Raw genomic sequence first — 20,946 nt, 5'->3', positions numbered from 1 at the left:
GCCATCGCCTAAGGAGAGGGGTTTTCCTTGTAGGCTTTCAATGCGCTTAACCGTTCGCGCTTGAGCGCATCGCCCAGTTCGGGACCTTTGAAACCCTTTTCTAGCAGCGGCGCGACCGGCACTTCGCGTGCAGCCTTTGCCGCTCCGCGCAAATAATCGGCCTGTGGATAACTGCGCTGTTCAAAACCCTTGCGGCCACGGGCGTCCATTTCGCAGGCCACCACGAACTCCTCAAAGCGTTGTGGCCGACGGTACACGTCGAAGCTTTGCAGCAACTCCAGCAATGTCGAGGCCTTGAGCTCAAGCGCACGATGGCCGTGGGTATGATATTGCCCCACCAGCAAGGCCAACTCCTGGCAATCCCTCGGCACCTTGAAACGCTCGTTCACCGCTTTGATCAGCTTCAAGCCGCGATGTTCGTGGGCAATGTGCTGCGGCAACTTATCCACAGGTGTCAGGCCCTTGCCCAGGTCGTGCAGCAGGCAGGCCCAGCGCACGCTCAGCGGTTGCTTGTGCAGGGCAGCTTGTTCCAGCACGCTCAAGGTGTGCACGCCGGTGTCAATTTCCGGGTGGTGAGCTGCGGGCTGCGGCACGCCGAACAGCGCATCCACCTCCGGCATCAAGGTTTTCAGCGCGTCGCAGTCACGCAGTACTTGGATAAATACCTGGGGTTGATCTTCCATCAGCGCCCGTGAGATTTCCTTCCAGCTACGCTCGGGGGTAAGGGCCTCCAACTCGCCGGACTCACTGAGTTGGCGCATTAACTCCAGGGTCTCAGGGGCGACTGTGAAGCCAAGAGGCGCATAGCGCGCGGCGAAACGCGCAACGCGCAGTACACGGAGGGGATCTTCGGCGAACGCCGGAGAAACATGCCGTAAAATATGCGCTTCAAGGTCGCGTTGGCCCTGATAAGGATCGGTCAGGTTACCCTCGTCGTCCTCCGCCATGGCGTTGATGGTCAGGTCACGCCGAATCAGGTCTTCTTCCAGCGTAACGTCGGGGCTCGCATGGAATATAAAGCCGCCGTAACCCCGCCCATTCTTGCGTTCGGTGCGAGCAAGGGCGTATTCGTCACCGTTCTTCGGGTCGAGAAATACCGGGAAATCGGCGCCCACCGGTTTATAACCCTTGGCGAGCATCTCTTCGGCCGTCGCGCCAACGACGACGCGGTCTATATCGGTGACCTTGATGCCCAGTAGGCGATCACGCACGGCGCCGCCGACTTTGTAGATTTTCATGAAAAAGCCTCCATTAGCGGCACAGGATAACGCCTGAGCTTGGCCAATGGAGGCTTTGCTGTTTCAGAGATGAACGACGGCCATGTCGAGGCGGCCGTAGTCGTTGTCGTTATGATCGCTGCGCGGTGGCACATGATGGGTTTTCATCACTTGGTCGCCCTGCAGGGTTTCCAGATGAATATCAAAGCCCCAGAGCCGATGCAGATGCTTGAGCACTTCCTCAGTGGATTCGCCCAAGGGTTTGCGGTCGTGCTGCTGGTGACGCAAGGTCAGCGAACGGTCGCCACGCACATCGATGCTGTAGATCTGCACGTTAGGTTCGCGGTTACCGAGGTTGTATTGCGCGGCCAGGGTTTCGCGAATGATGCGGTAGCCGGGTTCGTCGTGGATGGCGGGTACGACCAGATCGTCCTTGAGGTCGTCGTCCAGGATACTGAACAGCTTGAGGTCGCGGATCACCTGGGGCGACAGGTACTGCAGGATGAAACTCTCATCCTTGAAGCTGCTCATGGCGAACTTGATGGTCGAGAGCCAGTCGCTGCCGGCGATTTCCGGGAACCAGCGGCGATCTTCCTCGGTGGGGTGCTCGCACATGCGGCGGATATCGCGGTACATGGCAAAACCCAGTGCATAGGGGTTGATGCCGTTGTAATACGGGCTGTCGAAGCCTGGCTGGAAGACCACGCTGGTATGGGACGTGAGGAACTCCATCATAAAGCCGTCAGTGACCAGGCCCTCGTCGTACAGGTCGTTCATCAGGGTGTAATGCCAGAAGGTTGCCCAGCCCTCGTTCATTACCTGGGTTTGGCGCTGTGGATAAAAATATTGCGCGATCTTGCGTACGATCCGCACGATTTCACGCTGCCAGGGCTCCAGCAGCGGTGCGTGTTTTTCCAGGAAATACAGGATGTTTTCCTGAGGTTCGGCGGGGAAGCGTGCATTGTCTTTGTCGCTGTTCTTGTCGGCGCGCTTGGGGATGGTGCGCCACAGGTCGTTGATCTGTTTCTGCAGGTGCTCCTCGCGTTCCTTCTGGCGCAGGCGCTCCTCTTCGGCGGAAATCGGATAGGGGCGTTTATAGCGGTCAACGCCGTAATTCATCAGCGCATGGCAGGAGTCCAACAGGTCTTCTACCGCATCGATACCGTGGCGCTCCTCGCACTGCATGATGTATTGCTTGGCGAACACCAGGTAATCAATGATCGAACTGGCATCGGTCCAGGTTCGAAACAGGTAGTTGCCCTTGAAGAAACTGTTATGCCCATAGCAGGCATGGGCTACTACCAGCGCCTGCATGCAGATGGTGTTTTCTTCCATCAGGTACGCGATGCACGGGTCGGAGTTGATCACGATCTCGTAGGCCAGGCCCATCTGGCCGCGTGTGTAGGACTTCTCGGTACTGAGGAAGTGTTTCCCGTAGGACCAATGGTGATAGCCCAAGGGCATGCCCACCGAGGCATAGGCATCCATCATCTGTTCAGCGGTGATGACTTCTATCTGGTTGGGGTAGGTGTCCAGGGCATAACCCGCCGCGATACGGCTGATTTCCCGGTCATAGGCCTGGATCAGTTCGAAGGTCCACTCGGAGCCAGTGGAAATGGGTTGGCGCTTGTTCTCTTTTTTGGCGGTCATGTCACTAACCTGCGCTGGAAGAGTTCACGGAAGACCGGGTAGATATCGCCGGCCGAGACCAGTTGCTGCTGGGCGAACGTGTCGGCAAAGGCTTCGCCGATGCGCTCGTATTCGAACCACAGGGCCTGGTGCTCACGGGGGGTGATTTCGACGTAAGTGTAGTACTGCACGAACGGCATGATCTGGTTGATCAAAATGTCCCGGCAGATTGGGGAGTCGTCGTTCCAGTTATCGCCGTCGGAAGCTTGGGCGGCGTAGATGTTCCAATCGTTGGCGGGGTAGCGCTCGGCCATGATCTCCTGCATCAGCTTCAGTGCGCTGGAAACAATGGTGCCGCCAGTTTCCCGCGAGTAGAAAAACTCCTCTTCGTCCACCTCTCGCGCGCTGGTGTGATGGCGGATGAACACTACGTCAATCTTGTCGTAGTTCCGTTTCAGGAACAGGTACAGCAGGATAAAGAAGCGCTTGGCGATGTCCTTGGTGGCCTGGGTCATGGAGCCGGAAACGTCCATCAGGCAGAACATCACAGCCTTGGAGCTGGGGTTGGGTTGCTTGACCAGCAGGTTGTATTTCAAGTCAAAGGTATCGAGGAACGGCACGCGGTGGATGCGCGCGCTGAGTTTTTCGATTTCCGCCTCTATTTCCTGGATATCGCCGAAGTTGTCCGGTTCTTCGCGCTTCAAGCGTGCCAACTCTTCCTTGGCCTGCTTGAGTTTGGCGCGGCTGCTGCCGGACAGGGCGATACGCCGTGCATGGGCTGAGCGCAGGGTGCGGATGATGTTGATGCGCGACGGGTTGCCCTCGTTGCTGATCCCTGCGCGTACGGTCTTGAAGGTATCGGTGCCGGTCAGGTTGCGTTTGACCAAGTTGGGCAGTTCGAGGTCTTCGAACATGAATTCGAGGAATTCTTCCTGAGTGATCTGGAATACGAATTCATCCATGCCTTCGCCAGAGTTGCCGGCTTTGCCCGGACCTTTGCCGCCGCCACCGCCTTGTGGGCGCTGGATATGTTCGCCGGTGGTGAATTCCTTGTTGCCGGGATGCACCACGGTCTGTTTGCCGCCGCGGCCATGGTGAAGCACCGGTTCGTCGATGTCCCGTCCGGGAATGCTGATTTGTTCGCCATGCTCCATATCGGTGATGGAGCGGCGGCTGACGGCCTCTTCTACCGCCTTTTTGATGTGGTCACGGTAACGCCGCAGGAAACGCTGACGGTTTACCGTGCTCTTGTTCTTGCCATTGAGGCGTCGGTCGATCACATAGCTCATGGGGAGCCCTCCGGGCAGCTTCACGTTACAAGCTTCAAGCCGCGGGCTGGAAGCTTAGAGACAAGCGGTCAACTGCCAGGCCGGATGCCTGGCAGTGCGCGCTTGCCGCTGCCTTACTGCGATTTGCGAACCCGCAGGTACCACTCGGAGAGCAGTCGTACCTGTTTGTCGGTGTAGCCTCGCTCGACCATGCGTGTGACGAAGTCGTTGTGTTTTTGCTGATCCTCCTTGCTGGCCTTGGCGTTGAAGCTGATGACGGGCAGCAGGTCCTCGGTGTTGGAAAACATTTTCTTCTCAATGACCACCCGCAGCTTCTCGTAGCTGAGCCAAGTGGGGTTCTTGCCGTTGTTGTTGGCACGGGCGCGCAGTACGAAGTTGACGATTTCGTTGCGGAAATCCTTCGGATTGCTGATGCCGGCGGGTTTCTCGATTTTTTCCAGCTCTTCGTTGAGGGCCACGCGATTGAGGATTTCGCCGGTTTCCGGGTCGCGGTATTCCTGATCCTGGATCCAGAAATCTGCGTACAGCACGTAGCGGTCGAAGATGTTCTGGCCGTATTCGCTGTAGGACTCCAGATAGGCGGTCTGGATTTCCTTGCCGATGAACTCGATGTAGCGCGGCGCCAGGTATTCCTTGAGGAAGCGCAGGTAGCGCTCACGGGTTTCGGCCTGGAACTGCTCTTGTTCAATCTGCTGTTCCAGCACGTAGAGCAGGTGCACCGGGTTGGCGGCAATCTCGTGGGGGTCGAAGTTGAAAACCTTGGACAGGATCTTGAACGCAAAGCGCGTCGACAGACCGTTCATGCCTTCGTCTACACCCGCCGTGTCACGGTATTCCTGGATCGACTTGGCCTTGGGATCGGTGTCCTTGAGGTTCTCGCCGTCATACACCCGCATTTTTGAGTAGATGTTCGAGTTCTCCGGCTCCTTGAGGCGCGACAGCACGGTGAACTGGGCAAGCATCTTCAGAGTGTCCGGCGCGCAATGGGCCTTGGCCAGGGAGCTGTTGAACAGCAGTTTGTCGTAGATCTTGATTTCGTCGCTGACCCGCAGGCAGTACGGCACCTTGACGATATAGATCCGGTCGATGAAGGCTTCGTTGTTCTTGTTGTTGCGGAAGGTATGCCATTCCGATTCGTTGGAGTGAGCCAGCAGGATCCCGGTAAACGGAATCGCCCCAAGGCCTTCGGTACTGTTGTAGTTACCTTCCTGGGTAGCGGTGAGCAGTGGGTGCAGCACCTTGATCGGTGCCTTGAACATCTCCACGAATTCCATCAGGCCCTGGTTGGCCCGGCACAGTGCGCCCGAATAGCTGTAGGCATCGGCGTCGTTCTGCGGGAATTCTTCCAGCTTGCGGATATCGACTTTGCCCACCAGCGCAGAAATGTCCTGGTTGTTTTCATCGCCTGGTTCGGTCTTGGCCACGCCGATCTGGTTGAGGATCGACGGGTAGAGTTTCACCACGCGGAACTGGCTGATATCACCGCCGAACTCGGCCAGGCGCTTGGTGGCCCAGGGCGACATGATGGTGTTGAGGTAGCGCCGCGGGATACCGAAGTCTTCCTCGAGGATCGCGCCATCTTCCGTGGCGTTGAACAGGCCCAAGGGGGACTCGAAGACGGGCGAGCCCTTGATCGCATAGAAGGGCACCTTTTCGATCAATTGCTTGAGTTTTTCCGCCAGGGACGACTTGCCGCCGCCGACCGGGCCAAGCAGATAGAGGATCTGCTTCTTCTCTTCCAGGCCTTGGGCGGCATGGCGGAAGTAGGAAACGATCTGGTCGATGCATTCTTCCATCCCATGGAAGTCTTCAAAGGCCGGATAGCGGCGGATCACCTTGTTGGAAAATATCCGCGACAGGCGCGAATTATTGGCGGTTTCCACCAGTTCTGGCTCGCCAATCGCCAGTAGCAGGCGTTCGGCGGCAGAGGCGTAGGTGCTGCGGTCCTGCTTGCACAGCTCGAGATACTCCTGAAGCGTGAGTTCTTCCTGCTGTGTGGACGCGAAGCGTTGTTGGAAGTGGCTAAAGATACTCATGACGTCGTCACCTCGCTCGATACGTGGAGCCGACGCCGGATCAATCAGTCGATGCTGGCAGTCATTGACGCACGCCAATGGCTGTTTTCCCCCCAGAACACCCTGAAACGTTACCGATGACCCGTACGCCGGTGTACCGGCTCTCCCCTGATTCGGATGGCCTGCGCTTAAGGATAGTTCGGAATCCGGGAGGTCAAGGCGCGATGCGCAATTAGTTTGGCTGCGCCGTTCGTCAGAAACGGCGCAAGCCCAAGCGTCACGCGGGGTAGCGGGGTGTGAAAAAAATTATTGCGAATCGCCTGAAGAAATTTCCGCAGGATAGGTCGTACGCCACAGCTCAAACCCGCCGTCCAGGCTATAGACGTCAGAGAAACCCTGGCTGATCAAGTACGCGGCTGCGCTCTGGCTGGAATTGCCGTGGTAGCAGGCGACGATCAACGGCGCATCGAGGTCGGCGGCGCGTATGAAGTCGGCGATGTTGACGTTGTCCAGATGCTGCGCGCCGCTGATGTGGGCGGCGGCGTAAGTAGGCTGGTCGCGGATGTCGACGACTACAGCACCTTGCTCGCGCAGGGCCTGGGCTTGTTCGGGGGGGATACGTTTGAATTCGGTCATGGCGGGCTCCTATGGCTTGGTGGCGGCCGGCTGGGTAATGGAAAGGGGGGATTCGCACTGGCAGTCGTGGCGCTCGCCCGTGTCGATGTTCATCAGGGTCATGGCGCCGCCCCACACGCAACCGGTGTCGAGGGCGAACACGCCGGGCTCATCGCACTTGCCTTCCAGTGCGGCCCAATGACCAAAGATGATCTTCGTGTCACGGGTCTTGCGTTCCTTGTAGGCGAACCAGGGCTTATAGCCGGGGAGGGCGCTGTCGGCACCTTCCTTGCTCTTGAGGTCCAGTTTGCCTTCGGCCGTGCAGAAGCGCATGCGTGTGAAATAGTTGGTGATCACTCGCAGGCGGGCGACGCCGGTGAGCTCGTTGTCCCACTTCACCGGGTCGTTGCCATACATGCCGTCGAGGTAAGCGGTGTACAGGTTGTCATCGGCCAATGCACTTTCAACTTCGGCGGCGCACTTGAGGGCTTTTTTCAGCGTCCACTGCGGCGGGATACCGGCATGCACCAAGGCCATGTTGCGGTCCTCGTCGTAGTGCATGAGTTTTTGCCGGCGCAGCCAGTCGAGCAGTTGAGCACGGTCCGGAGCTTCGAGGATTTCCCGCAGGGTGTCGCCTTTTTTGAGGCGCTCGATATTGTTGCCGGCCGCAAGCAAGTGCAGATCATGGTTGCCCAGCACGCACACCAAAGAATCACGCAGGCTATAGAGGTAGCGCAGGGTTTCCAGGGACTGGGGGCCGCGGTTGACAAGGTCGCCCACCAACCACAAGCGATCATTTGCGGGGTCGAAGGCTACGCGATCCAGCAGGCGCTTGAGAGGGTCCAGGCAGCCTTGCAGGTCGCCGACAGCGTACGTCGCCATCAGTGCAGGGCTCCTGGCACGGCCAGGCGGAAGGGCTTGATGATTGCATCGAACAGTTGGCCGTCAGTGGCCTTCATTTGATACGAGCCTTGCATGGTGCCGACCTTGGAGGTCATCACCGTGCCGCTGCTATAAGTGTGGCTGGCGCCGCTGTCGATCAACGGTTGCTGGCCGACGACGCCTGCCCCGCGCACTTCCTCGACCTGGCCGTCGCCATCAGTGATGACCCAGTGGCGCGACAGCAGCTTGGCCGGCACCAGCCCGTTGTTCTTCACTGTAATGGTGTAGGCAAAGGCGAAGCGGTTATGTTCGGGTTGCGATTGGTCCGCCAGGAAGCGGGTGACGACGCTGACGTCTATCTGATAGCGAGGGTCGGACATGCAAGAGGCCTTAAAAGCGAAGGACAGCAGATGCGGGTCAGTCTAGGCCAAGAGGAGGGCGCTAGGCCAGACATGTGTCGGGCAGCCGGCAAGCGTTATCGGTATAACGCGGAGCAAATGTGGGAGCGGGCTTGCTCGCGAAGGCGGTGCATCAGTTACACATTTGGTGACTGACACTGCGCATTCGCGAGCAAGCCCGCTCCCACATTGGATTGCATCGAGTTCTTACGGCCTATTCCACTACGGATGCAGGCTGGATGGCAAGTTGGTCGGCCAGGTGTACGAACGCGGCCAGGTCCAGTTGCTCAGGGCGCAGGCTTCCATCAACGCCGGCAGCTTCGATCTCGGCATTGCTCAGCAGGGCCTTGAGGGTGTTACGCAAGGTCTTGCGGCGCTGGTTGAACGCTTCCCGCACCACTCGTTCCAGCAGTTTGTGGTCCTTGGCCGGATGCGGCAGCACGGCATGCGGCACCAGGCGTACGATGGCCGAATCGACCTTCGGCGGCGGGTTGAACGCGCCCGGACCGACGTTGAACAGGTGCTCCACGCGGCAGTGATACTGGACCATGATCGACAAACGACCCCAATCACCACCGCCAGGGCCTGCGGCCAGGCGCTCCACCACTTCCTTTTGCAGCATGAAGTGCATGTCGCGGATGATTCCGGCGTTGTTCAGCAGGTGGAAAATCAGCGGCGTGGAAATGTTGTACGGCAGGTTACCCACCACCCGCAGGCTGTTGGGCGCAGCGCCAAGGCTGTTGAAGTCGAACTTCAGCGCGTCGCCCTGGTGCAGGTTGAAGTTGGCTTTGCCGGCGAACTGCTGGTTGAGGATCGGGATCAGGTCCTTGTCCAGTTCCACGACGTCCAGTTGCCCGCCGCTGGCCAGCAGGCCCTGGGTCAGCGCGCCCTGGCCCGGGCCGATTTCCAGCAGGCGGTCTTCTGGCTTGGCGTGGATTGAGCGCAGGATGCGATCGATCACGCCAGCGTCGTGCAGGAAGTTCTGCCCGAAACGCTTGCGCGCCCGGTGTTGGTAATGCTCAGTCATATACGGGTCTCGGCCATCTGATAGGCGGTTTCCAGGGCCACGTGCAGGCTGCCGGTATCGATCTTGCCGCTGCCTGCGAGGTCCAGGGCGGTGCCATGGTCGACGGAGGTGCGGATGATCGGCAGGCCCAGTGTCACGTTGACTGCGGCGCCGAAGCCTTTGTATTTCAGCACGGGCAGCCCCTGGTCATGGTACATCGCCAGCACTGCATCGCAGTGCTCCAGATATTTGGGGGTGAACAGAGTGTCTGCAGGCAATGGGCCGCGTAGGTCCATGCCTTCTTGGCGCAGGCGCTCTAGTGTTGGTTCAATGATGTCGATTTCTTCATGGCCCAAGTGGCCGCCTTCACCGGCGTGGGGGTTGAGCCCGCAGACCAGGATGCGCGGTTGGGCAATGCCGAATTTGTGTTGCAGGTCGCTGTGCAGGATGCGCGTGACACGCTCCACACGCTCGGCAGTGATGGCATCGGCGATTTCACGCAGCGGCAAGTGGGTGGTCACCAGCGCCACACGCAGGCCACGGGTGGCGAGCATCATCACCACTTGAGCGGTATGGGTCAGTTCCGCGAGGAATTCGGTATGGCCGGAAAAGGCGATGCCGGATTCGTTGATCACGCCTTTGTGCACCGGTGCGGTGATCATGCCGGCAAAGTCGCCGTCGATACAGCCCTGGCCCGCACGGGTCAACGTCTGCAGCACAAATGCCGCGTTGGCCGTGTTCAACTGCCCGGCAACCACCTTGGCCTGTAGCGGGGTGTCCCACACATACAGGCTACCAGCGGGGGCCGCTAGGTCGGGCCAGTTGCCTGGCGCCACGTCCAGCAGGTTGACGGCCACACCCAGCTGCGCGGCCCGCTCAAGGAGCAGGTCGCGGCTGGTAATGGCAATCAGGGGGTGTGGCTGGGGTTGCGAGGCGAGCAGCAGGCACAGGTCTGGACCAATGCCGGCCGGCTCGCCGGGTGTCACTGCGAAACGCTGGGGTTTCACTGGGTTGCCTGGTCGGTGCCTGTTTGCTCGGCGCCTGGCAGCTTGTTCTCTACATACGCTTCGTCACGGATCTGACGCAGCCAGGTTTGCAGCTCTTCGTCGTATTTGCGGTTACGCAACACGGTCAGGGCTTGTTGCTCGCGGGCCTGGGTGGTGTTGTCCGTGGCGCGACGGCCAAGGACTTCCAGGACATGCCAACCGTATTGGGTCTTGAACGGCTTGGACAATACACCTTGTGGCGTGTCGGCCATGACCTGCTGGAACTCGGGCACCAGTGCCCTCGGGTCGATCCAGTTCAGGTCGCCGCCGTTAAGGGCAGAGCCCGGGTCTTCCGAGAAGCTTTTAGCCAGGGTGGCGAAGTCTTCACCGCTTTCAATGCGGTCATAGATCTTCTGGGCCAGTTCCTTGGTTTGTGCTTCGGTGCGGATTTCGCTCGGTTTGACCAGGATGTGACGAACATGAACTTCGTCTTTCAACGAGGTTTCGCCGCCGCGACGTTCCAGCAGCTTGAGGATGATGAAACCACCCGGGGTGCGGGCTGGCTGGGTGATGCCGCCGACTTCCATGGCGCTCAATTCGCGATCAAACGGAGGTGGCAATTGAGCGGCTTTACGCCAGCCCATGTCACCGCCTTCGAGGGCGTTATCGCTGCCGGACTGAGCAATGGCCATCTGGGCAAAATCTGCACCCGCTTTCAGGCGCTCGTAGATCGCCTGGGTTTTAGCGGCAGCGGCATTGAGCTGCTCAGAGTTGGCCCCGTCCGGGGTTGGAATCAGGATATTGGCCAAGTGCAACTCTTCGGAGAGCTGCATCTTGCCCAGGTCCGAAGCCAGGAAGTTCTTCACTTCCTGCTCGGACACCTGAACCCGTTCGGCCACACGGCGCTGGCGCACACGGCTGATGATCATTTCGCGCTTGATCTGGTCACGGGCGTCCTCATAGGACAGGCCATCGTGGGCCAGGGCGGCGCGGAACTGATCAATGCTCATGTTGTTGCGTTGAGCAATGGTGCCAACAGCCTGGTTCAGTTCTTCGTCCGAAATACGGATGCCGGAACGTTCGCCAATCTGCAGTTGCAGGTTTTCGACGATCAGGCGTTCCAGTACCTGAGATTCCAGGACGCTGGTCGGTGGCACCCCACCGCCACGTTTGGCGATGGTCTGCTGAACTTCCTTGACCCGCTGGTCCAGCTGGCTCTGCATGATCACGTCGTTGTCGACGATGGCCGCTACTTTATCCAGCTGTTGAACTGCGGCGTGTGCCGAAACAGTACCCAGGAACAGCGCGCCCAGCACTAGCGGGCGCAAACACTCAGAAAGCTTTGTCTTCACGTTCACGATAACCTTCAATGCCTTTGTCGAGGAAGCTCTCTACCTTGGCGCCGGTCAGGCCGCCGAGTCCTTTGAGGACGATCTGGAAGAAGAGCCCGTGGTCACCCTTTTCGTTGAGCGGGGCGATCTGGCTGTACTCGTCGTTGGAAACCCAGTAGCGGTTGATGACGCGCAGTTTCCAGCAGCAGTTGTCGTACTCGAAACCACCGAAGGCTTCCAGGGTGCGGTTGCGTGCATAGTCATACTGCCAGCGAGTGATCAAATTCCACTGCGGAATGATCGGCCACATCATCGAGAAGTCGTGTTGCTGGATTTTGTAGTAATCCTTCACGTAGTTCTCTTGACCTGGCGTGCCGTAGTCCCCACCGAACTGCCATTTGCCGGTCAGTTGGTTGTAGACCACTTGGTCATTGCGGTAGCGATAGCCGAGGTTGACGACCTTGTTCGGGTTGTCTTCTGGCTGATAGTGGAACATCGCACTACCGGAGCGTGGGGCATGGCTTTCGGTGTCCCAGTTGTAGTCGGCCGTGGCGCGCCAATCGCGGTTGAAGCGGAAAGCGTATTCCAAAGCGATAGGCGAGACATCTGTTTGGGAGTCATCTCGGTCAGCGGCCAGGACTCCTGGCAGTTGAACCTCGCGATCCTTGAAGTACAGTGCTTGACCCACGGAAACACGCTGGCGTTCAAAGCCATTTTCTTCGATCCAGCGGCTGGTTACGCCCAGGGATAACTTGTTCTCGTCTCCAATCCGATCGTTACCGGCAAAGCGGTTATCACGGAATAGAGAGGCATAGCTGAACGAATATTCACTGGTGTCGAAAACCGGAATATCGCTTTGGTCTTTGTTCGGTACGTAGAGGTAGAAGGCTCGCGGCTCAAGGGTCTGGTTATAGTCTTTACCGAACCAGTTAGTTTTGCGGTCGAAGTACAGCCCGCTGTCGACGCTCGCGATAGGAACAGCGCGATCTTGCGAACTCTTGAACACTCCGCCAGCGTAAGGCGCTGCGCCGGGCCGGGTAGCGGCCAGTTGCGCGGCGACAATGTCATCCTTGCCTTTGCTGTCCAGGTCAAGATCATATTTGGTATAGACGTATTTGAGCTTCGGCGTAATAAAGCCATAGCTCCAGTTCATTGGGTACTCGACAGCGGGAGCTACGTTCAAGCGTGTTCCGTTTGCACGGGTCAGGCCGTTTACGTAGGTGTCCAGGCGTCGTTCACCTATAGTGCCATCAGGATTGAACGGCCCGCCGTCTTCGTTAACCACATTACCGTTTCGAAGGTCTCGGTCAAATCTTACGGCTTCAGTCTCGTAGGAGAAGTTGAGCCCCCCCGGATGGTACGGCAACTGACCATTGAAGGTGATCTGCGGCAAACGGTCATACGGAGTGATCTGCGAAATCGTCGCCAGTTGATATGACTGCAGGTTCACGCGAGCTTGATAGTTATCACCATTATAGGTCACGGAGCCCTGCTGGTTCAGGAAGTCCTGGCTCTGGATGCCTTCCTGATACGACTTCAAATCCTGGAAGTAGAACGGATCACTGATCTTGGTGTAATCGACCTGGGTCGTCAGACGCGAATCCAGCCCACCTTTATGCTGCCAATTGAGCATATAGCGGGTCTTTTCGTAATCAGTCTGCTTCTTCCGCTCGTCGCTATCATCATTGAGATACGCCCCACCAAACTGCCCTTCACTCGACTTGGTCAGATAGCGGAATTCGCCCTCCATCAACAAGCCGCGCTTGGTCATGTACTGCGGGTACAACGTGGCATCGTAGTTCGGTGCCAGGTTGAAGTAGTACGGCGTTACCAATGTAAAGCCAGTCTCACTGCCGGTGCTGAAGCTCGGCGGCAGGAAGCCGGATTGACGACGGTCATCGATCGGGAAGTAGATGTACGGGGTGTACAGGATCGGGATGTTCTTGACCCGCAACGTCGCGTTGGTCGCCGTACCGAAACCGGTGGCCGGGTTCAACGTAATGTTGTTGCCCTTGAGCTGCCAGGCGTTGCTGTCCGGCTCGCAGGTGGTGTACGTACCGTCCTTGAGACGGATGATCGCGTTTTCTGCACGCTTGGCGTACAGCGCGTTACCGCGGATGCGTGACTTGTGCATCACGTATTCGGCGTTGTCGATCTGGGCGGCACCGGTGTCGAGCTGGACCTGGGCATGGTCACCCACGATCAGGGCGCCGTTATCGCGCAGGCGCACCTTGCCATTCAGTTCGCCACGGTTCTCCGCCTGGTACAGGCTGGCTTCGTCCGACTCCAACTGCATGCTGCCCTGGCGCATGACCACGTCACCGGCCAGGGTAGCGACCTGCTGCTCCTGCTCGTAACGAGAAGCCTTGGCGCCGATGAAGGTCGGCGCATCGCTCTTGTTCGTCTTGTCGTTCATGCCAGGACGAGTCGGCTCGATGTAGGCGCCGCCGCAGTAAGGGCCGGTTTCGGCCAGCTGTGCTGCGGTCAGCTTGTCGCGAGGTACCCAGTCAAGGTGGCTATAGTCGGCACTGCGCGAACGCAGGCCACGGCCCTTGGCTTCGGTGACCAGCATGGTCTTGGGTTCGGCGTCGACGCTGCCGCCAGCTTTGCCTTGCGGCGTGCTGTTGGCCGAGCTGACGGCAGCACCGTCATGCACCGGGCGCGGTGGCAATGGGGCGGCGGCGGTCTTCGGCGCGCAATCCCAGGCACCCGAAGCAGAGACTGAGCAGTCATACTGTTCCGCGGCGACCACGAATGAGGTGGCGAAAGGTTGCAAGGCCAGCAGACTGCCGGTTACCAGCAACGGAAATTTTCTACGAAACGCGGGGGATTTCAATGCCATCTTATTAGTCCGGGCTTCCTGCGTGCCATCTGCCCGCGGTTTGGGCCGCACGCCTCTCGATGGTCTGAAAAAGATGCGTGATAATAAAGCATGCCCCGCTTGACGGCTAGCGCCGTCGGAGACCCTTGTAATGCCCGAGCAAGATCTACGTTTACAACAGCTGGAAGTCTGGCTGGATGAGCAGTTGCCGATCCTCTTCAACGCTCAGGACTGGGGCCCCGTGCCCCCGGCCACATTGACCGCGGCCAGCAGCGACGCGAGTTTCAGGCGTTATTTTCGATGGGAGGGCGGTGCCCATACGTTCGTCGTCATGGACGCGCCACCCCCCCAGGAAAACTGCAAACCTTTCGTCGATATTGCGCATTTGCTCGCGAAATCGGGAATAAATGTGCCAAAAATTTATGCAGAAGATTTGCCCCGTGGCTTTCTTTTGCTCAATGACCTGGGCAGAAAAACCTATCTGGACGTGATTGACGGTGAAAATGCTGATCAATTATTTGCCGATGCCATCGAAGCGCTGCTGGCTTTCCAGCAATTGCCGATGGATGCGCCGTTGCCCAGCTATGACGTGGCCTTATTGCGTCGCGAGCTGGAACTGTTCCCGGAATGGTACGTGCGTCGTCACCTGGGCATCGACCTCGACCCTGAGCAACAAGCCCTCTGGCAACGTGCCAGCCAGCAGTTGATCGACAGCGCCCTGGCCCAGCCCAAGGTGCTGGTACACCGCGACTACATGCCGCGCAACCTGATGATCAGTGAGCCGAGCCCCGGCGTGCTGGACTTTCAGGACGCGGTCTACGGCCCAGTGACCTACGACATCACCTGCCTGTTCAAGGACGCCTTCCTCAGTTGGCCCCAGGCCCGCGTGCGTGAATGGCAGCGCGGCTATTGGCAGCGCGCCGGGCAGTTGGGGATTCCCGTACAGGACGACTTTGAAGAGTTCCTGCGTGCCAGCGACCTGATGGGCGTGCAGCGTCACCTCAAGGTTATCGGCATTTTTTCGCGTATCTGCCACCGCGACGGCAAGCCACGCTACCTGGCCGACGTGCCGCGTTTCTTTGCTTATATAGAAGCGGTGCTGGCCGACCGACCTGAGTTGAGTGACCTGGGCGAATTGCTCGCCAGCCTGCGCGAACCTGCTGAGGCCAGCGTATGAAGGCGATGATCCTGGCGGCGGGCAAGGGCGAGCGCATGCGCCCGCTCACCCTGCATACGCCCAAGCCGCTCGTGCAAGCCGGCGGCAAGCGGCTGATCGAGTATCACCTTGAAGCCTTGGCGAAGGCCGGCTTTACCGAGATCGTGATCAACCACGCCTGGCTCGGCGAGCAGATCGAAAGCTACTTGGGCGACGGTGCCCAGTTCGGTCTGCGCATCCGCTACTCCCCGGAGGGAGAACCGCTGGAAACGGGGGGCGGCATATTCCAGGCATTGCCGCTGCTGGGCGACGAACCGTTTCTGGTGGTCAATGGCGATATCTGGACTGACTACGATTTCACCCAGCTCAAGCAGCCGATCCGGGGCCTGGCGCACTTGGTGATGGTCGACAACCCTGCGCACCACCCGTCGGGCGGGGATTTCTACCTGGATCACGGTGTGCTTCATGATGCCGCGCCCGGTGCCGATAACCTGACCTTCAGTGGCATTTCAGTGCTCGACCCCAAGTTGTTCGCGGGTTGCAGCGCCGGTGCCTTCAAGTTGGCCCCGGTGTTGCGCGAGGCCATCGCCAAAGGTCTGGTAACGGGGGAGCACATGGCAGGACGCTGGGTGGATGTGGGGACGCTGGAGCGACTGGCGCAGGTCGAAACCTTGCTGACAAAGGGACGCTAGGATGTTGTGGCCAGGGACGCTGATCGGCGCCGGGGCTGGCTTTGCCATTGCCAGTATTCCGGGGGCTTTGTTGGGGGCATTGCTGGGGCAGGCCTTGGATCGTCGCTTGCAATTGCACAGTTGGGCGCAGTTACGTGAGCGCCTGGGTGGGCGTCCGGCCTTGCGCAACGACGAGCTGTTGTTCGTGCTGCTGGGACGCCTGGCCAAGAGTAATGGCCGGGTTGTCGATGGGCATATCCAGCAAGCGCGCCAGGAAATGCGCGCACTGGACATGAGTGAGCCGGCCCAGCGCCGCGCGATCAGCGCCTTCAACCGTGGCAAGTCCGGCAGTGACCGTGTACGCAGTTACCTGCGGGTGCTCAAGACGCAGCCCCATGCGGCGGAAGGCGTGCTGCGCGCCTGTTGGCGCATGGCGTGGGCGGACGGTCGGGCGGATGCTGCCGAGCGCGACCTGATCGACCAGTGGGGCAAGTGGCTGGGCTGGACGCCGCAGCAGCTGCAGGCATTGGCGACCGATTACGCGCCGGAGCGCAAGCCAGTGGCCAATCGTGGGGGGGCCTATCAGGAGGCGTTGCGTATCCTGGGGGTGACGGCAACCACTGAGCCTTCGGTGATCAAGCGCGCCTACCGCCGCCTGCTCAGCCGTCACCATCCGGACAAGATCGCCGGCACGGGTGCCAGCCCCGCGCAAGTACGGGAGGCGACTGAACGAACCCGTGAATTGCATAACGCCTATGCGTTGATTCGTGAGCGGCGCGATTTTCGCTGAGGCTATAGTCACTCAACTCTATGTGGCAGTGGCAAGCCCTGATTGGAGGAGCGAGCTTGCTCGCGAAAAACTCCCAGGGGCCGCGTTTATTCAGGAAGCACGCATTATCGTTGACGTTTTCGCAAGTTCGCTCCTACAGAAAGCGATGTTGCCCCCGATAGCGGAGTGTCAGTCTGCGCCGCCCTGTGGGCTCAACCAGCCGCGAACCCTGCGGTATAACTGCTCTTGCTCTGCCGCGCTATTACCGGGCAACGCCGTGAGCGACACCTGTTTATAGCTGTCATTCTTCGAGCGCTTGGCCGCCTGGCGTCGCTCCTGAGCGTTTTTGCGGTCCTGGGCGTCTTCTTGATAGAACACATCCGCCGTGGGCACCTTCAAGACCGGCGCCAGTTGTTGCAGGTCTGGTTGGCGAGCCGCAGGCGTCTTGCCGGCCACCATCACCAACCTCTGCACCTGGGAGGGTTGTTTCTCGCTCAGGTAGCGTGCCGCCCACCAGGCCCCGGTTCCATGGCCGAGCAACACCACACTGCGGGCGCTTTGGGTCTGGGCGAAGGCGACGGCGGCGTCGATACGGTCGAAGATGCGCTTGGCGTCGGTCTTGTCCTGCTCATCCGCCCCCGGCACCACCGCCGGGTCAGTGCCTTCGGCCTCGGCACTGGCGGCCTGTTCGACCGGCTTGGCAGCGGTGCTGCCTTCCTTGCTGCTGGTATCGACCGCCGCTTTCGGCGGTTCGATGAGCCGTGGCGGCAGGGTATCCACACTGACGTCAGGCAATGACAGGCTGAGGGTGCCCCAGGCGGCGTCCGGCAACTTACGCCGCAGAGGCGCGATTGCTTGCGGCCAGTCCGCGTTCTCCCCAGCACCTGGTATGAGGATCACCACACCCTCGGCTTCGGCGCTGTTGGCGGGTTTCCACAGCGCCAGGAACGACTCGCTACCCGCCTGCAATTGCTGTTGCTCTTGCAGCGGCACCTGCCGTTCGAGCGCACTGGCTTCTTGTTGGCTACGCTCGGACAGTGGCTGGCGTTCAGCCGGTTTTTCGACGGCAGGCGAGGGCGCATCCTCGGCCTGAACAGGCAAGACACTGGTAAACAGGAGTGACAGGCACAGTGCTGGCAGTGCCGAACGGTGAAGAAAAAGCATCGTTGATTCCCGGCCAGAAGTGATTCCAGCAGCCTAATGGGTTGGTCGGTATTTGTCAGGGGTATGAGGCGCGGTTCTCATTACCAACAGATTATCGGCGGTTTGTTGGCTGCCTTGATGGGCGCGGTGCGACCATTCAACCAGTGAATGGCAGACAACACGCCAGGTGCGGCTATTCTTGTGCCAGCCCATCATTCATAAGAGGCCGCGCACATGAGTACTTCCTCATTCAAGATCGCCCACAAACTGCTGACCGGCGCAGGTGCCATCGAACAACTGGCTGCCGAACTCACGCGCCTGGATGTGGATAATCCGTTGATCGTCACCGACGCCGCGCTGGTCCAGTCCGGCACCGTGGCGCTGGCCCTGGAGCATCTGGGTGATCGAGCCTACGAAATCTTCGACCGTGTGCTGCCCGATCCGGAAATTGCCATCGTCGAAGACTGCATGCGTGCGTACCGCGAAGGCGGGCATGACGGCCTGATCGGTGTGGGCGGCGGCAGTGCCATTGACATCGCCAAGAGCGTGGCGGCCTATGCCGGTTATCACGGCGCGCTGGCGGACTTGTTTGGCGTCGATCAGGTGCCGCGCAAAGGCCCGCCGTTGATCGCCATCCCCACCACCGCCGGCACCGGCTCGGAGGTGACCAACGTGGCGATACTGTCCGACAAGGCGGCGCAGCTGAAAAAAGGCATCGTCAGCGATTACTTGCTGCCGGACGTTGCGCTGATCAGCCCGCAAATGACCTTGACCTGCCCACGCGGTGTCACGGCCGCCAGTGGCGTGGACGCCTTGGTGCACGCCATCGAGTCCTACCTGTCGCTGAATGCCTCGCCGATTACCGACGCCCTGGCCATCGGTGCGATCAAATTGATTGCCAGCGCGTTGCCTAAGGCTTACGCCAATCCGGCGAACCTGCAGGCCCGTGACGACATGGCCACCGCCAGCCTGATGGCCGGCATGGCCTTTGGCAACGCTGGCGTCGGTGCCGTGCATGCGCTGGCGTACCCGTTGGGTGGGCGCTTCAACATTGCCCATGGCGTAAGCAACGCGCTGTTGTTGCCGTATGTGATGCACTGGAACAAATTGGCCTGCGTCGAGCGCATGCAGGACATCGCCCAGGCCATGGGCGTCAATATCGCCGGGCTGAGTGTGAATGACGCTGCTGACCAGGCTGTAGCGGCGATGACGCGGCTGTGTGCGGCGGTGGAGATCCCGTCCGGCCTGCGCAGTTTCGGCGTGCCCGAGGACGCCATCCCGGCCATGGCCAGCGAAGCCGCAGGCATTGAGCGCTTGATGCGCAACAACCCGCGCAAGCTCAGCGCCGCCGATATCGAAAAAATCTACCGCGCAGCTTACTAACCGTTGAGATAGGTCACGGTGCGCGCAGCAAAGCATGAGGTATACAATGCGCGCCATCGTGATTTAGCTCAAAAAAGGTGCGTCATGCAGCCCTTCGTCATTGCTCCATCGATTCTCTCTGCCGACTTCGCCCGCCTGGGTGAGGAAGTGGACAAGGTGTTGGCCGCCGGTGCCGACTTCGTGCACTTCGATGTCATGGACAACCACTACGTACCCAACCTGACCATCGGCCCGATGGTGTGCGCCGCGTTGCGCAAGTACGGCATCACTGCGCCGATTGATGCGCACCTGATGGTCAGCCCGGTAGACCGTATCGTCGGTGACTTCATCGAGGCGGGTGCGACTTACATCACCTTCCACCCTGAAGCCACGCTGCACGTTGACCGCACACTGCAACTGATCCGCGAAGGCGGCTGCAAGGCGGGCCTGGTATTCAACCCGGCTACTCCGCTGAGCGTGCTTGAGTACGTGATGGACAAGGTCGACATGGTCTTGCTGATGAGCGTCAACCCAGGCTTCGGCGGGCAGAAGTTCATCCCTGGCACCTTGAACAAGCTGCGTGAGGCCCGTGCGCTGATTGATGCGTCGGGGCGTGACATTCGCCTGGAAATCGACGGCGGGGTCAACGTCAACAATATCCGTGAGATCGCCGCAGCGGGCGCCGATACCTTCGTGGCCGGCTCTGCTATCTTCAACGCCCCGGACTACCAGGCCGTCATCGACAAGATGCGTGCCGAACTGGCGCTGGCGCGTCCATGAGCGGTTTTGAGCAGTTGTTCCCCGGCAAATTGCCACGGCTGGTGATGTTCGATCTGGACGGTACCTTGATCGACTCGGTGCCTGACCTGGCGGCCGCGGTGGACCAGATGCTGCTCAAGCTGGGGCGCAAGCCGGCAGGGATCGAGTCGGTGCGCGAATGGGTTGGCAATGGCGCACCGATGTTGGTGCGCCGGGCCCTGGCCAACGACATCGATGCCACGGGTGTGGATGAGGTCGAGGCAGAACATGCCTTGGAACTGTTCAATGCCGCTTATGAAAGCAGCCACGAACTGACCGTGGTTTACCCCGGTGTGCGCGATACCCTCAAGTGGTTGAGCAAGCAGGGCGTGGAAATGGCCCTGATCACCAACAAGCCGGAGCGCTTCGTTGCGCCGTTGTTGGACCAGATGAAAATCGGTCGCTACTTCCGCTGGATCATCGGCGGCGATACCTTGCCGCAGAAAAAACCCGACCCGGCGGCGCTGTTTTTCGTAATGAAAATGGCCAATATTCCGGCGTCTCAGTCGCTGTTTGTCGGCGATTCACGCAGTGATGTGCTGGCGGCCAAGGCGGCGGGCGTGCAGTGTGTGGCCTTGAGTTATGGTTACAACCATGGCCGGCCGATTGCGGAGGAGTCCCCCGCGCTGGTGATTGATGACCTGCGACTGCTAATCCCCGGTTGCTTGGGCGCTGGCGCTGAGATAACGTTGCCCGACATTGATTCGTCCCCTTCTGGAAATTCCATCGTGGTGGTCACTCGCAAACTCTGGATGAAAGTCATCAAGGCCCTGGCCCGCTGGCGTTGGCGCGCCTGACTGATCCTGGCCGCGTTTGCGGCACGTTTGCCTACCTGACTGTTTGACCCTCACACCACGA

The 20,946-nt window shown here is 59.7% G+C and carries 18 protein-coding genes; 6 read left to right on the top strand and 12 right to left on the bottom strand.

Annotated elements, in window-relative coordinates; genetic code table 11:
- Positions 1-8: 8 nt before the first annotated feature.
- The 11 genes from ACP7CZ_RS24730 to ACP7CZ_RS24680 form a co-directional block, all read right to left on the bottom strand.
- Positions 9-1,238 carry a multifunctional CCA addition/repair protein gene (locus ACP7CZ_RS24730; protein WP_054896794.1) on the bottom strand — a complete coding sequence of 410 codons (1,230 nt, stop codon included), beginning with the start codon at positions 1,236-1,238 and terminating at the stop codon, positions 9-11.
- Between the two features lie 63 nt (positions 1,239-1,301).
- On the bottom strand, positions 1,302-2,867 hold the full coding sequence (locus ACP7CZ_RS24725) for a SpoVR family protein (protein ID WP_003194736.1): 1,566 nt from the start codon (positions 2,865-2,867) through the stop codon (positions 1,302-1,304).
- On the bottom strand, positions 2,864-4,135 hold the full coding sequence (locus ACP7CZ_RS24720; RefSeq protein ID WP_034116083.1) for a YeaH/YhbH family protein: 1,272 nt from the start codon (positions 4,133-4,135) through the stop codon (positions 2,864-2,866). The genes ACP7CZ_RS24725 and ACP7CZ_RS24720 overlap by 4 nt, the downstream gene beginning before the upstream one ends.
- Before the next feature lie 113 nt (positions 4,136-4,248).
- Positions 4,249-6,171 carry a PrkA family serine protein kinase gene (locus tag ACP7CZ_RS24715; protein WP_003194732.1) on the bottom strand — a complete coding sequence of 641 codons (1,923 nt, stop codon included), beginning with the start codon at positions 6,169-6,171 and terminating at the stop codon, positions 4,249-4,251.
- Positions 6,172-6,456: 285 nt separating this feature from the next.
- Entirely contained in the window at positions 6,457-6,786 is a 330-nt protein-coding gene (gene glpE, locus ACP7CZ_RS24710) for a thiosulfate sulfurtransferase GlpE (RefSeq protein ID WP_034128825.1), read from the bottom strand.
- Positions 6,787-6,795: 9 nt separating this feature from the next.
- Positions 6,796-7,647, bottom strand: a complete 852-nt coding sequence (locus ACP7CZ_RS24705) for a symmetrical bis(5'-nucleosyl)-tetraphosphatase (RefSeq protein WP_034128824.1) — start codon at positions 7,645-7,647, stop codon at positions 6,796-6,798.
- Positions 7,647-8,027, bottom strand: a complete 381-nt coding sequence (apaG, locus tag ACP7CZ_RS24700; protein WP_003194726.1) for a Co2+/Mg2+ efflux protein ApaG — start codon at positions 8,025-8,027, stop codon at positions 7,647-7,649. The genes ACP7CZ_RS24705 and apaG overlap by 1 nt, the downstream gene beginning before the upstream one ends.
- Before the next feature lie 232 nt (positions 8,028-8,259).
- Positions 8,260-9,072 carry a 16S rRNA (adenine(1518)-N(6)/adenine(1519)-N(6))-dimethyltransferase RsmA gene (gene rsmA / locus ACP7CZ_RS24695; protein ID WP_197900140.1) on the bottom strand — a complete coding sequence of 271 codons (813 nt, stop codon included), beginning with the start codon at positions 9,070-9,072 and terminating at the stop codon, positions 8,260-8,262.
- Positions 9,069-10,058, bottom strand: coding sequence for a 4-hydroxythreonine-4-phosphate dehydrogenase PdxA (gene pdxA / locus ACP7CZ_RS24690; protein ID WP_197900139.1), 990 nt, complete (start codon positions 10,056-10,058; stop codon positions 9,069-9,071). Before pdxA ends, rsmA begins: the two co-directional genes overlap by 4 nt.
- Positions 10,055-11,389 carry a peptidylprolyl isomerase gene (locus tag ACP7CZ_RS24685; protein WP_136624693.1) on the bottom strand — a complete coding sequence of 445 codons (1,335 nt, stop codon included), beginning with the start codon at positions 11,387-11,389 and terminating at the stop codon, positions 10,055-10,057. The genes pdxA and ACP7CZ_RS24685 overlap by 4 nt, the downstream gene beginning before the upstream one ends.
- Positions 11,370-14,210, bottom strand: a complete 2,841-nt coding sequence (locus ACP7CZ_RS24680) for an LPS-assembly protein LptD (protein WP_054920695.1) — start codon at positions 14,208-14,210, stop codon at positions 11,370-11,372. The genes ACP7CZ_RS24685 and ACP7CZ_RS24680 overlap by 20 nt, the downstream gene beginning before the upstream one ends.
- Positions 14,211-14,340: 130 nt before the next feature.
- On the opposite strand from ACP7CZ_RS24680, the gene ACP7CZ_RS24675 reads away from it, so the two are divergent.
- Genes ACP7CZ_RS24675 through ACP7CZ_RS24665 form a run of 3 tightly spaced genes read left to right on the top strand, consistent with a single transcriptional unit; the run spans position 14,341 to position 16,806 of the window.
- Entirely contained in the window at positions 14,341-15,366 is a 1,026-nt protein-coding gene (locus tag ACP7CZ_RS24675) for an aminoglycoside phosphotransferase family protein (protein WP_019817796.1), read from the top strand.
- Positions 15,363-16,037, top strand: a complete 675-nt coding sequence (gene murU, locus ACP7CZ_RS24670; protein ID WP_054920691.1) for an N-acetylmuramate alpha-1-phosphate uridylyltransferase MurU — start codon at positions 15,363-15,365, stop codon at positions 16,035-16,037. Before ACP7CZ_RS24675 ends, murU begins: the two co-directional genes overlap by 4 nt.
- A gap of 1 nt (position 16,038) precedes the next feature.
- Positions 16,039-16,806: a TerB family tellurite resistance protein gene (locus tag ACP7CZ_RS24665; RefSeq protein ID WP_054920689.1), complete on the top strand. Its 768-nt coding sequence runs from the start codon at positions 16,039-16,041 to the stop codon at positions 16,804-16,806.
- Positions 16,807-16,974: 168 nt separating this feature from the next.
- Here the strand turns inward: ACP7CZ_RS24665 and ACP7CZ_RS24660 are convergent, their stop codons facing one another.
- Positions 16,975-17,949, bottom strand: coding sequence for an alpha/beta hydrolase family protein (locus tag ACP7CZ_RS24660; protein WP_054920687.1), 975 nt, complete (start codon positions 17,947-17,949; stop codon positions 16,975-16,977).
- Positions 17,950-18,162: 213 nt separating this feature from the next.
- Here ACP7CZ_RS24660 and ACP7CZ_RS24655 point away from each other — a divergent pair, with 213 nt between their 5' ends.
- From ACP7CZ_RS24655 to ACP7CZ_RS24645, 3 genes are all read left to right on the top strand, one after another.
- Positions 18,163-19,311, top strand: coding sequence for an iron-containing alcohol dehydrogenase (locus tag ACP7CZ_RS24655; protein WP_003194705.1), 1,149 nt, complete (start codon positions 18,163-18,165; stop codon positions 19,309-19,311).
- 84 nt (positions 19,312-19,395) lie between these two features.
- Positions 19,396-20,070, top strand: a complete 675-nt coding sequence (rpe, locus tag ACP7CZ_RS24650) for a ribulose-phosphate 3-epimerase (protein ID WP_003194703.1) — start codon at positions 19,396-19,398, stop codon at positions 20,068-20,070.
- Complete coding sequence (locus tag ACP7CZ_RS24645) at positions 20,067-20,885, top strand: phosphoglycolate phosphatase (protein ID WP_044269436.1); 819 nt, start codon at positions 20,067-20,069, stop codon at positions 20,883-20,885. Before rpe ends, ACP7CZ_RS24645 begins: the two co-directional genes overlap by 4 nt.
- The last annotated feature ends 61 nt before the right edge of the window (positions 20,886-20,946 follow it).

Origin of the sequence: Pseudomonas sp. DWP2-2 (assembly GCF_049897065.1) — a bacterium.
Taxonomy (GTDB): Bacteria; Pseudomonadota; Gammaproteobacteria; order Pseudomonadales; family Pseudomonadaceae; genus Aquipseudomonas; species Aquipseudomonas paracarnis.
This window is presented reverse-complemented; position numbering and strand designations above follow the sequence as displayed.

Excerpts from the sequence above, each read along its gene's own strand:
- ACP7CZ_RS24660 (WP_054920687.1), bottom strand. The coding sequence starts at position 17,949 with ATGCTTTTTCTTCACCGTTCGGCACTGCCAGCACTGTGCCTGTCACTC.
- ACP7CZ_RS24720 (WP_034116083.1), bottom strand. The coding sequence starts at position 4,135 with ATGAGCTATGTGATCGACCGACGCCTCAATGGCAAGAACAAGAGCACG.
- apaG (WP_003194726.1), bottom strand. The coding sequence starts at position 8,027 with ATGTCCGACCCTCGCTATCAGATAGACGTCAGCGTCGTCACCCGCTTC.
- rsmA (WP_197900140.1), bottom strand. The coding sequence starts at position 9,072 with ATGACTGAGCATTACCAACACCGGGCGCGCAAGCGTTTCGGGCAGAAC.
- ACP7CZ_RS24725 (WP_003194736.1), bottom strand. The coding sequence starts at position 2,867 with ATGACCGCCAAAAAAGAGAACAAGCGCCAACCCATTTCCACTGGCTCC.
- glpE (WP_034128825.1), bottom strand. The coding sequence starts at position 6,786 with ATGACCGAATTCAAACGTATCCCCCCCGAACAAGCCCAGGCCCTGCGC.
- ACP7CZ_RS24675 (WP_019817796.1), top strand. The coding sequence starts at position 14,341 with ATGCCCGAGCAAGATCTACGTTTACAACAGCTGGAAGTCTGGCTGGAT.
- ACP7CZ_RS24705 (WP_034128824.1), bottom strand. The coding sequence starts at position 7,647 with ATGGCGACGTACGCTGTCGGCGACCTGCAAGGCTGCCTGGACCCTCTC.
- ACP7CZ_RS24655 (WP_003194705.1), top strand. The coding sequence starts at position 18,163 with ATGAGTACTTCCTCATTCAAGATCGCCCACAAACTGCTGACCGGCGCA.
- ACP7CZ_RS24645 (WP_044269436.1), top strand. The coding sequence starts at position 20,067 with ATGAGCGGTTTTGAGCAGTTGTTCCCCGGCAAATTGCCACGGCTGGTG.
- ACP7CZ_RS24680 (WP_054920695.1), bottom strand. The coding sequence starts at position 14,210 with ATGGCATTGAAATCCCCCGCGTTTCGTAGAAAATTTCCGTTGCTGGTA.
- rpe (WP_003194703.1), top strand. The coding sequence starts at position 19,396 with ATGCAGCCCTTCGTCATTGCTCCATCGATTCTCTCTGCCGACTTCGCC.
- murU (WP_054920691.1), top strand. The coding sequence starts at position 15,363 with ATGAAGGCGATGATCCTGGCGGCGGGCAAGGGCGAGCGCATGCGCCCG.
- ACP7CZ_RS24665 (WP_054920689.1), top strand. The coding sequence starts at position 16,039 with ATGTTGTGGCCAGGGACGCTGATCGGCGCCGGGGCTGGCTTTGCCATT.
- ACP7CZ_RS24730 (WP_054896794.1), bottom strand. The coding sequence starts at position 1,238 with ATGAAAATCTACAAAGTCGGCGGCGCCGTGCGTGATCGCCTACTGGGC.
- ACP7CZ_RS24715 (WP_003194732.1), bottom strand. The coding sequence starts at position 6,171 with ATGAGTATCTTTAGCCACTTCCAACAACGCTTCGCGTCCACACAGCAG.